This window comes from Pseudoalteromonas sp. 78C3 (genome assembly GCF_002836695.1).
GTDB classification, from domain to species: Bacteria; Pseudomonadota; Gammaproteobacteria; order Enterobacterales; family Alteromonadaceae; genus Pseudoalteromonas; species Pseudoalteromonas arctica.
Genome location: NZ_PJAV01000093.1, coordinates 1 through 10,449 on the forward strand (window position 1 = coordinate 1; position 10,449 = coordinate 10,449).

Consider the following 10,449-nt stretch of genomic DNA (forward strand, 5'->3'; position numbering starts at 1 on the left):
GTTTTTCGAGTCAACACTTAGTTTTAAACTTTCTTTCGATAATTTAAAACCGAAGTTTTATTTTACTCTCTGAGTAGTTCGTGCCTCGCTATGTGTTGGCGTTTCCCGTCTCAGTGGGGTCGCATTATAGGGAGCGGCGGATTTTACGCAAGCGTTATTTGCATAAAATAGTAATTAAAATTAAGCCCCAAGCAAGCACACATGATAAGCACAAGTTACCCACAAAAACCTGTTGATAACTCTTGTTTTTACATAGCTAAACCATTCTATAGCTTTTAATTAAAACCTTAAAAATGCAAAAAGCACCTTATTTAGGTGCTTCTCAAAAGTAATAGTTATTAGAATCTAGGGTCTGTTTATCTTTCAAGGTTAAATTTGCAGCAGCCTGTTTGGTATTCAGGCAAGGCAGAGCCTATGTAGTGTGGTTACTCCCCATAAATAGGCGATAACGTAGCATTAATGCCAAACAGGCGCTGCCCAAAGGGTTCTTCCTAGGGGCTATTTACTCTTTGTTACTCGGTTTTTACTTATTCTTACATGGATGTAAGCCAGTAGGGTAACGCAGGAGTAGTTACCGAGCCCACTAGGTTACAAATCTCGCGCCGCGATTAAACACCCCCTAGTTTGAACAAATTTTAATCCGCAAAGAGCAACAGACCCTAGTATAAAATACTATATAACTTGCGACGATACTTTGCTGCGAGTGCGTCGCCATCAGGTAAAGAGGCAATAATGGCTAAAAAGCTTGGTTTCGCTTCATTGAAATTCAGATCTTTTTGCAGCACTGTAAATAGTATATCCAATGCTTCTTCTTTTCTGCCCGCTTCATTAAGTAAAATACTGAGCTCTTCTTTTAATTCTAGGTCATTTGGGTACTTTTCTACTTGTTGTTGCTTTTCTTTAATCTCTGGTGAGTCTTTTGCTTCAAGCGCAGCTTCGCATTTTGCTTTTATATTATTAAAGTAAGCATCTTGCTCTTGTACGTCTATTGTATTTATAAGCGCTTGGGCTTCATCTACCTTGTGAATTTGAATACATATGTCTGCTAGCACTAATTTGATACGTGCATTACCGCTGTCTATTTCATAAGCTTGCTTTGCATAATTAAATGCAGCATTTAAATCTGACTTTAATAACGCTTGCTTTGCTTGTTCTAACAGTAAGTCTTGTTGTGCAGGTAAATGCTTTGCTAGGGCTTCGCGTATTTGTGCTTCGCTTTGAACACCTGCAAGTAAATCTACTGGTGCAGAGTCTTTTAATAATACAAGGGTAGGCAGTGTTTGCAGACCAACTTGTTGCGCAAGTTGAGATGCGAGTGCTTGCTCTGCATCGCAATCTAGGTTTGCTACTACTATATAGCTTGCATATTCTGCCGCTACTTTATCTAAAATTGCAGCCTGTCCGATACAGTCAGGACTTTGAGGAGAGAAAAAGTTAAGCAACACCAATTTTTGTTGTGATGTTTCACCGAGTACTTGTTGAAGGTTTTGCGCATTAATACTAACTATGTTGCTCATTGAATTGATTGCCATATTCATCTATTTAGGTTTTTATATGGTGGTGAACATAATAATTACAAGTCATATACCTAAATCATCCGGTATACATATTCAACAATGAGGGAAAACATGAAATTAACTTATCTAAGTGCAATACTTTTATTAGCAAGCCCATTAGTACAAGCAAATGGACTCGATTTGAATTTAAGCAAAACCATGCCAGCTATAGAAAAGTTTTACCTCGATTTACATCAATCGCCAGAGCTTTCTTATCACGAACAAAAAACGGGTAATAAAATAGCGGATAAATTAACTCAGCTGGGTTTTAAAGTAACAAGTAATGTAGGTGGCTTTGGTGTTGTCGGCATTTACAAAAACGGAAACGGTCCAACCGTGATGATCCGTACTGACACCGATGGCTTACCTATTATAGAGCAGACAGGAAAGTCCTATGCCTCAAAAGTTAAAGTAATAGATGAGCATGGTGCTAAAGTAGGTGTAATGCACGGTTGTGGCCACGATATTCACATGAGCTCTTTTATTGGTACTGCTGAGCAATTAATAGTACACAAAGATCAATGGAAAGGCACTTTGATGATGGTTGCACAGCCTGCCGAAGAAGTTGGTGGGGGTGCTAAAGCCATGTTAGGCGAAGGACTATTTAGTAAATATGAAAAACCTGATCATATAATTGCTTTGCATGTAAGTGCTAGCGTCCCCGCTGGTAAGGTATCAATGAAAAATGAATACACTATGGCAAGTGTAGATTCTGTCGATATTACAATTAAAGGTAAAGGTGGTCATGGTGCTTACCCGCATACAACTATAGACCCTGTGGTTATAGCTGCACGCACAGTACTTGCTCTGCAAACAATCACAAGCCGAGAACTTTCACCGCTAGAGCCTTCGGTTATTACGGTTGGGTCTATTCATGGTGGCTCAAAACATAATGTAATTTCGGATGAAGTAAAACTACAACTCACTCTCAGAAGCTATAACCCAAATGTTAGAAGTGCTCAAATAGCAGCAATAAAACGAATCACGGCAGGTATTGCACAAAGTGCTGGCCTAAATGAATCAAACTACCCTGTAGTATATGTACATGAAGATGAATCTATTCCATCTACTTATAATAACCCTGCACAAACAGACATTGTTAGAAACTCTATTGCCAGCGCAATTGGTGATACTAATGTGCTTGAAACACAAGCTGTAATGGCGGGTGAAGACTTTGGCCTATTCGGACGCACCGATGAAAATATCCCGATTACCTTATTTTGGCTAGGAGGTGTAAACCAAGCACAATATGCAGATTCGATAAAAACAGGTGAAGTACTCCCTTCCCTACACTCTAGTAAATTTGCACCAGATTATAAAGTTGCTATCCCTACCGGAATAAAAGCAATGAGTAACGCTGCTGTTGCTTTATTTAATAAGTAACCTGAATTCTGGATAATAAATATATCTCAAGCAGAGTTCAGGTTAAGTAATATCGTTTAATAAAATGGCTCTGTAGCTAACTAGCAACAGAGCTTTTTTTATAACTCGACTTTTTAAAGGTCGCTTTTCCACCTCGTTTAGCAAAGCGTTTTTTAGGTGAGCTTTTTGGTAACCTTGCAAATGCATTGCTATCGCAGTTTGCTGCTAATTGTACAAACCCATTTAGGTCAGCAAGTAAAGGCTGTAAAAATTGCTGATAACTCATTACTTGCTGCGCGATATCACCTAAGCTCGATTCCCACTTTGCGGTTAAATCAGGACTCGCTAAACCTTGTGGTAATACGCTAATAAGGGCAAGTCCCGTTTCGGTCGCTCTAATTGACTTACCTTCACGTTTTAAAAAGCGCCGCTTGAATAGCAACTCGATTATTCCCGCACGTGTTGCCTCAGTCCCTAAACCATCAGTGTCTTTTAATACTTTTTTAATTTGTGGATCTTTAACATAACGGCTAATGCCCGTCATCGCAGCCAATAATGTAGCGTCGGTAAAATAAGCAGGAGGTGATGTATGCTTTTCGACCACTTCGCCTTGCTCACAAAAAAGAGGCATACCTTTAGTTAAAGGAGGTAACGTAGCTTCATCTTTTAATTCAGACTTACCCGTTAATACCTTAAAGCCTAAGCTTACATCTTGTTTTGCATTTGCTTTAAATAATCCGCCAGTGATTGTTATCTCTGCTTTAGTTTCGTTATATATATAGTCGGGATAAAACTGAATTAGGTAATGGCGGCTTATTAATTGATATACCTTCGCTTCGTCACCGTTCAAACTCGCTGACTTTAACTGCTTAGCCGTAGGCACAATGGCATGATGGGCAGCCACTTTTGAATCGTTAAAACATTTACTACGCTTTTTTACATCAGCCCCATTTACCAATTCAGTGCTTTGCCCACCATTAGCACTTATAGCTTTAAAAATAGCAGATGCATCTTGATGGTGATCTTTAGGTAAATAACGATTATCAGAGCGTGGGTAAGTAATTAGTTTATGACGTTCGTAAAGTATTTGGCAAATGTCCAACACCTTTTGAGCTGGCATTCCAAATGCTTTAGCCGCATCTATTTGCAGTGCAGATAAATTATAAGGTAATGGAGCACTTTGTTTTTTTTGTTTTTGCTCAAGCGCTGTAAGCTCAGCATTTTGTTTGGTAATACGCGAAGCAACATTTTCTGCGAGTGCTTTGTTAAGTATTCGCCCTTCTTCATCTTGATGTGGCTCACATGCTTTACTAGGAACCCACTTAGCTATGAATGGCTGGTTATCTGGAGTAAGTAAATGCGCCAGTACATCGTAAAAAGGCTTAGATACAAAGTGTGCTATTTCGTTATCTCTATTAACAACAAGCCCTAAAATAGGGGTTTGTACTTTTCCTTTATTAGCCAGAGCCTCAATAATTGTGTCAATATAGCTTTTATTCAAATCCTGTCATATTGTAACGTAAAAAAACAGAGGTGCATAATTGAACCTCTTTTCCTTTGGCTGAAAAATACAAATCCATTACTTAATGTTTTGAATGTTGTTCAATGCTGCTAACTTTCCTTTAAGTGAAAATAAACGTGTTTGCCCATCACTTAAAAAGATTACTATTGAATCACGATTATTAGGAAATGTGTTGATAAGCCGCTTATATTCTTCTATCTCGCTAACTAATATTAACACCTCTGATTCACATACTTTTATGGCTTCATCAAGTTCACTTTCAAAATTGTTATTTATAACTTGAGATTGTGAAAGGTTTGCAATCGAGTCGTTGGTTACTCTAGTGAATATTGATGTTTTAAATAACGGCGTTTTACTATATTGAGCCCGTTTTGGGCTTGGGTTTTCATCCCTAACTAACAAACCTTTATCAACCAAGCGCATTACCTGCCTGTAAACAAAGCGTCTAGCCTCATCTGGATTTTTATATGTATCATTAAGCGCTTGCAAAGTATTTCGCAGTGCAGTGATAGTGAAATGGTTAAAATTTTTTTTTACTAAAAGATGATAAATATCTTCATTGAGCTTAATTGCTTTGGTCATTTGGAGTTACCAACAAAACTTAGGATTGCTAAGTATACTAATATAAGTAAAACTTAGACAATCTAAGTTATTCAGGTGAACAAGATGAAAGCTAAATGTCTAAACCAAACCCAATACCAATCAGGCTTAAAGAAGCTCGTAAGCGAGCGAGCATGACTCAAAAAGAATTAGGTATTCGTATTGGCATGGATCAAAGCTCCGCAAGTAGCAGGATGAACCATTACGAAAAAGACAGGCACACCCCTGACATACAAACATTACAACGTATGGCTGATGAGCTAAAAGTACCTTTAAATTATCTATTTTGTGATAGTGAAGAGTCCGCAGAGTTGGCTTGTTTAATTGATGAGTTAACTTTAGAGGAAAAAAAAGAGTTGATTAGCTCTTTAGCTAAATTTATCAAGTCTAGTATTTAATAAGACCTTAGAGGGTCAATTTTCTCTCATAATCAGAGCCATGCTGAAATGGTCCCTTCTACTACCTAGAAATAAATCATAGATAACGGCAACTGGCGGTAAAGTGTTTTCAAGGTGAATTAACCTCTTTCTATAGATTACATATTTTAAAATGAATAGTTGCTTCTGACAAATGAACCAAAATTGTAGGTATGTAAAATCAGCTATATTGATAAATAATACTTATATTTAATGGGTAAAAGGTCATATATAATAAAATATATAAAATTTTCTTCTAGAAATTAAGGATGATAGAGCATGAAGTCAGTCTACATAATTACTACAACGATCATATTATCTGGCTGCGCAGCCACTTCTTCAGAAAAAGACAAAGCATTAATAAAGCAGTATCCTAATTGTGTAGATCATTCAGTTATCTTCAATAATGAAAAAATTGAACCTAATTGTGTAGCTCGCTCTAAATTGAAAGCTCAAATACAATTAAGAAAAGAGAAAGAGCATCAGCGAAGTTTACAGCGAGATTTAGTACAAAATAAACAAAATGCTGAGCGTAAAAAGTGGTTAATAGCACAGAAAGAGAAAGTAGCTTTAGAAAATGAAGAAATTGCAAAATTCGACTCAAGCCCAGGCCTAACTTACGATAACTTCATTCGGAAAGTTTTCGAAAACCCTGACAATACAGGTTGGGCATCGGCTCTTAAAGTTCGTTATGGAAAAAATGCACCATTTATCCCTGTTATAAAACAACAGATAGGTGCTAATAAATATATAGTTCAAAGCATGCTCGCTCGAGATAATCCATACATGAAAGATATTGGATATAAAAATCGCTTATTACTCATAAATTCGACAAATACATTGATAGTGGGGATGCCTTTAGATAAGCCTCATACACTACGGTATGATGGAATAAGTACCACTAACACTGTAATGGGGGCAACAGTCCAAGTTATCACTGCAACCTTATTAAAATAAACTTGTAAAACTAGACTTATAAAGTTTATTTCACGCACATATATGAATTAAACATATCTAATAAATATGCATAAAAAACGTTCTATTAAAAGACCTTTACAGCTATACAAAGAGTCTATGTTTTTAATATTCAATCAAAAATGTGGGCTATTGCTAGCTGATAATAGTTCACTATCTATATCATCACCTTCTAGATTCAACATCAGTATCCCATTCCAAATCCTCGTCAAATACATTGGTAGGTATACCATTTATCAACTGACCTGCTTTCCATCCCGTCACCTCCAAAATTTCGTGCGGGGTGTTTTCAGGTACTGTAAACCAATAAGAATAAACCGTATCACCACTTGAACCTGAGTCTTCGTTAAACTCAATATCCATTTCTTCTAATTGCTCATCTGTTAATCCTAAATACTCTGATAACTCGCTCATTTTTTCACCTTTTTTATTTGGGAGTCCATTTACTCCGTCAATGTCCCTTTGATTACCACTATTAGCAATTCGTGACATTTGACGCTCTGATACCCCCCACCTCTTACCTATATCTTCAAACGTCCAACCTTTACGATTAGCAATTTGCTGAAAAATTGATTTATTTTTTCCTACCATATGTACATATCCTAACCAAACCCATTCAACCTGTCAGGTTTTATTATTTTAAATAAAATTAAAAATGATATAAATTCCATTTAAAGGAATAGCTTATTGATTTTTAAATGCCCAAATACAATGTCTTTACATCGATACTTACTAAAATGTAGTACTTCGAGTTAAGTTATATTTTTTCTGCTAACAATATTTTTTCTTCTAATTGTAATCTGTATTTAGAAGAATCTGTTATCTCAGATGCCTCGCTTAGTATGTCTATAAAATCATCGATACCAATCTTTTTATGAATATCACTTTTAACCTCTAAAAATGAAGCTTTAAAACTTTCAGGATAATTACTTAGCTTATCTATACCAATATCAATATTTGCCAATGCTTCATAAGTTTTACCTAAACCTATTTGTGATTTAGATAACCAGAAGTAAACAAAAGGGTCTTTTTTACTTTGTTTCAAAATAGATAAGCATCTTGATTCTGCGGTGTCATAAATCTCTTTTAGACAATATGTTTCAGCAATTCTCCGCAATTGAAAAGAATTCTGAGAAGGCACTGACTCGTAAAACTCTAGAGCCAAACTTAAGTATGTATCAGCTTTTGATTCAGCAGCTCTCAAACAAATTTTTCCTGCTTCACGATATAAATCACCAATAGAGTTTTTGGTATAATTATCAGGAATAGATGACAAGTGGGGTAACGGTAAGTAATTGAATATATCTAAAAATTTATCAGGATAATTATAAGCCCAATCCCCCGAAAAAACCCCAAACGCTCGATACGAGTGGTCATAGCCAAATACCATAGCTTCTTTTATTATTAAAGCTACCATGTCTGCGTACTTGCTATTCAGCTCACTCTTAAATGCTTTCATTGAACTGCGAGCAGTTAGTTCAAAAGATGCTAGAGCCACAGATATAGATGGGCGACTTTCTGTAATCCAAGCATCTAATATTTCTTCTATTTTGATTTTTGTTTCATCAGCTCTTTCTGTCCTAGCATAAATTCGAGCCAATTGAAGTTTGGCTTCATACATTGAAGGGTGTTCTTGGCTTAAAGTAAAGAACTCGGTTTCAGCCTCTGATTCACGGTTTAACCTTAGTAAGCATTTGGCATAGTGGTGTCTAATGAGTTTTAGTAATTCAATATTACCTGCAACTAGGCTTATCAATTCGACGAAAACAGGTAATATCTGTTTTAATTGCTCTTTTGCTATATCTTCGGACATTTCCTTATCCAACAGATACAGGCTTTCTATTGACTCAATGAGTGTCGAAATTTGGATTCGGTCAATTGTAGGCAAACTATTTTTTACCACTTCAAATTGTTCCGAAGGAGGTTGTATTTCTTCTTTAATTAAAGTTGCGGGAGCACTAGCAATCAAATGTGAATATAAGAAAATGCTCTTGTCTGTCGACTTATAGAGGCTGTAAATGAGTTCATTATGTCTGTACGAAACTCTCAAAAAAGACGACCAGCTTTCAAATTCAGTATGTTTTAAATAGTTTTGTAATAAAGATTCAATATCTGTCTTATCAGTACCAATATTTGCAAGTGCTTCAAATATGACGTCATGTACTTTCAAGAATCCAAGGCCAGACTTAGTTAAAATGGTCGATTTGACTAGCTTTTGTATACCAATAGGACTTATTGAAGCTTTTGTAAAGTTTAGATCAATAACCTTAGTATTACATGCTTTCAGAAATGAAAGTTGAGTAGATAAGCTTCCCAATAGATGCCCAAGTAAACGTTCAGTGAGTTTTAGGCTCTTTTCATCTTCATATTCAGCAATGGATTTACAATCATTATCAATATCTTCCCACTCATAATCACCGGAATGCATATTGGCATTCATTAAACCATAGATAAGAGGGTGCCCTCCGACAATATCATATACTTTTTGGGATAACGCATCAGTACATGGAGTTTCTATCTCAAACTCTAATATTTTTCTCGCTACATCTATGTCTAATAAAGGGAGTTTCCAATCACTAGCATCTATAATTTTTCTTCGGGTAGCGATGATCGCAGAACCATTTTTACACAAAGCCTCAAGCTGTTCTTGTGATACGGGGGCTAGCAAATCGTCTAAAACTAGAAGTACTTTTTTCGATTGCAGAAGTCCTAGAATATTTAATTTGTGCCCATTTCTAAACACGTCACAAAAGCCTAATTTATTAAGATCCTCTAGTTCAGAAGCATCCAACCACAAAGAAATATCAAACTCTTCTTTAATTGAATTAGCAATAGCTACGCAGAGACGTGATTTACCAATACCACCAAAACCAACTATGACACTGCTACTTCCAGCAAGTAACCTTGAAGAAATTAGTTCTTCTATATTAGTTCGGTGCTGATAAGACACTTCCACCTTTGGTAAGGTGAAGTTGATAACTGACTCATTACGAATTGTTTGTATAGAAGGAATAAAGTGAGATAAACGCTCAGTAACTTCTTCATCAAATAGCAAGTCATCAACAATATATTCACTCAGCTTTCTTGAATCCCAAAGTTTAATTTCTATACCTCTCGTATCCTGTACTTCATTTATATATTTAGTCACTTCTCTTTGTTGTTTGGGCTTACATTGCCTATTACTTAGCAAAAAAATTGATTCTAGGGAATCTCTATAGTGCTCCATAGCATGTAGGGTATCATTTTCTATTTTTGTTAAATTATTAAAATATTTAGCATCGGTACTATATTCACATACTAGTTTTCCACAGGTAGAAAAGGTATCAACGACGTTACCTACAGGAGCTCCCGCCAAGTTTGTACCTTTGTGATTTAGTTCATACTCACTAAATACTTGTTCTACAATAATGTAACAAAGCTGCTCAAACCTAGCACCAGTTAACACTTCGGCCATTTCCGTTGTTATCCTTGCAATATACGCACTTCTCAATTCTTGCTTCATGTGTACTCCATCTATTAGTTAATTATTGAAAACTAAAAATTTAAACTTATACTTATCTTATATTTATTAAATATATTTTTATCTTGCTTTATAACCCAGTAACAAAATAAGAGAGTAGGACTATGTAGATGTAGAATCATCAGCATTACTTTTTATTGCTCTATTAATTTTTCTTTGCTCTAGGTTTATAATTTTTCCGTGGTTTATAAGACGTCCCTTTACCTTTTAACCCACTGAAAGTAACTGTTTTAACCTCAGAGATTAACGCATCTATGCTTTGCGTAATTGGATCCATAAAGTGGGCGTATTTAATTTCTTTTTGGCTAATAGCCTCTAATTGAGATTCCCAATGGGCTGTCATATCAGGGATTGTCATACGTTCAGGCAAAGAGCAAATTAATTGCGTACCAACATCAGTCGCTTTTATATCTTTACCTTTTCGAGTCAGAAATTGACGCTTAAATAACAGCTCAATTATCCCAGCCCTTGTAGCCTCAGTTCCTAAACCATCAGTAT

Annotated in this window: 8 protein-coding genes and 1 pseudogene; 3 read left to right on the forward strand and 6 right to left on the reverse strand. The window is 35.9% G+C overall.

From position 1 onward, the window contains the following. Window positions 1-659 precede the first annotated feature (659 nt). Entirely contained in the window at window positions 660-1,517 is an 858-nt protein-coding gene (locus CXF76_RS02335) for a tetratricopeptide repeat protein (protein WP_101162966.1), read from the reverse strand. A 111-nt stretch (window positions 1,518-1,628) separates the two neighbouring features. On the opposite strand from CXF76_RS02335, the gene CXF76_RS02340 reads away from it, so the two are divergent. Further along, on the forward strand, window positions 1,629-2,939 hold the full coding sequence (locus tag CXF76_RS02340; RefSeq protein WP_101162967.1) for a M20 metallopeptidase family protein: 1,311 nt from the start codon (window positions 1,629-1,631) through the stop codon (window positions 2,937-2,939). Window positions 2,940-3,015: 76 nt separating this feature from the next. Here CXF76_RS02340 and CXF76_RS02345 read toward each other — a convergent pair. Together CXF76_RS02345 and CXF76_RS02350 are read right to left on the reverse strand one after the other, a co-directional pair. Continuing rightward, window positions 3,016-4,371: pseudogene (locus tag CXF76_RS02345) on the reverse strand (DNA topoisomerase); the annotation flags it as partial. A gap of 126 nt (window positions 4,372-4,497) precedes the next feature. Then, entirely contained in the window at window positions 4,498-5,022 is a 525-nt protein-coding gene (locus CXF76_RS02350; RefSeq protein ID WP_101162968.1) for a hypothetical protein, read from the reverse strand. A gap of 95 nt (window positions 5,023-5,117) precedes the next feature. Between CXF76_RS02350 and CXF76_RS02355 the strand changes: the two genes are divergently transcribed. Beyond that, window positions 5,118-5,438 (forward strand): helix-turn-helix domain-containing protein, encoded by a 321-nt coding sequence (locus CXF76_RS02355; RefSeq protein WP_101162969.1) that lies wholly within the window; start codon window positions 5,118-5,120, stop codon window positions 5,436-5,438. A gap of 297 nt (window positions 5,439-5,735) precedes the next feature. Beyond that, window positions 5,736-6,413, forward strand: coding sequence for a hypothetical protein (locus CXF76_RS02360; protein ID WP_101162970.1), 678 nt, complete (start codon window positions 5,736-5,738; stop codon window positions 6,411-6,413). A 183-nt stretch (window positions 6,414-6,596) separates the two neighbouring features. Here the strand turns inward: CXF76_RS02360 and CXF76_RS20650 are convergent, their stop codons facing one another. From CXF76_RS20650 to CXF76_RS02375, 3 genes are all read right to left on the reverse strand, one after another. Beyond that, window positions 6,597-6,845, reverse strand: coding sequence for a hypothetical protein (locus CXF76_RS20650; protein WP_157823333.1), 249 nt, complete (start codon window positions 6,843-6,845; stop codon window positions 6,597-6,599). 343 nt (window positions 6,846-7,188) lie between these two features. Next, window positions 7,189-9,933: a hypothetical protein gene (locus CXF76_RS02370; RefSeq protein WP_101162972.1), complete on the reverse strand. Its 2,745-nt coding sequence runs from the start codon at window positions 9,931-9,933 to the stop codon at window positions 7,189-7,191. Window positions 9,934-10,096: 163 nt separating this feature from the next. Further along, the coding region (locus CXF76_RS02375; protein WP_269801299.1) for a DNA topoisomerase at window positions 10,097-10,449 on the reverse strand (353 nt) is incomplete at its 5' end.

Bases quoted from the DNA above. Each gene is read 5' to 3' on its own strand.
- CXF76_RS02350 (WP_101162968.1), bottom strand. From the start codon at position 5,022: ATGACCAAAGCAATTAAGCTCAATGAAGATATTTATCATCTTTTAGTA.
- CXF76_RS02335 (WP_101162966.1), bottom strand. From the start codon at position 1,517: ATGAGCAACATAGTTAGTATTAATGCGCAAAACCTTCAACAAGTACTC.
- CXF76_RS02340 (WP_101162967.1), top strand. From the start codon at position 1,629: ATGAAATTAACTTATCTAAGTGCAATACTTTTATTAGCAAGCCCATTA.
- CXF76_RS02360 (WP_101162970.1), top strand. From the start codon at position 5,736: ATGAAGTCAGTCTACATAATTACTACAACGATCATATTATCTGGCTGC.
- CXF76_RS02355 (WP_101162969.1), top strand. From the start codon at position 5,118: ATGTCTAAACCAAACCCAATACCAATCAGGCTTAAAGAAGCTCGTAAG.
- CXF76_RS20650 (WP_157823333.1), bottom strand. From the start codon at position 6,845: ATGAGCGAGTTATCAGAGTATTTAGGATTAACAGATGAGCAATTAGAA.
- CXF76_RS02370 (WP_101162972.1), bottom strand. From the start codon at position 9,933: ATGAAGCAAGAATTGAGAAGTGCGTATATTGCAAGGATAACAACGGAA.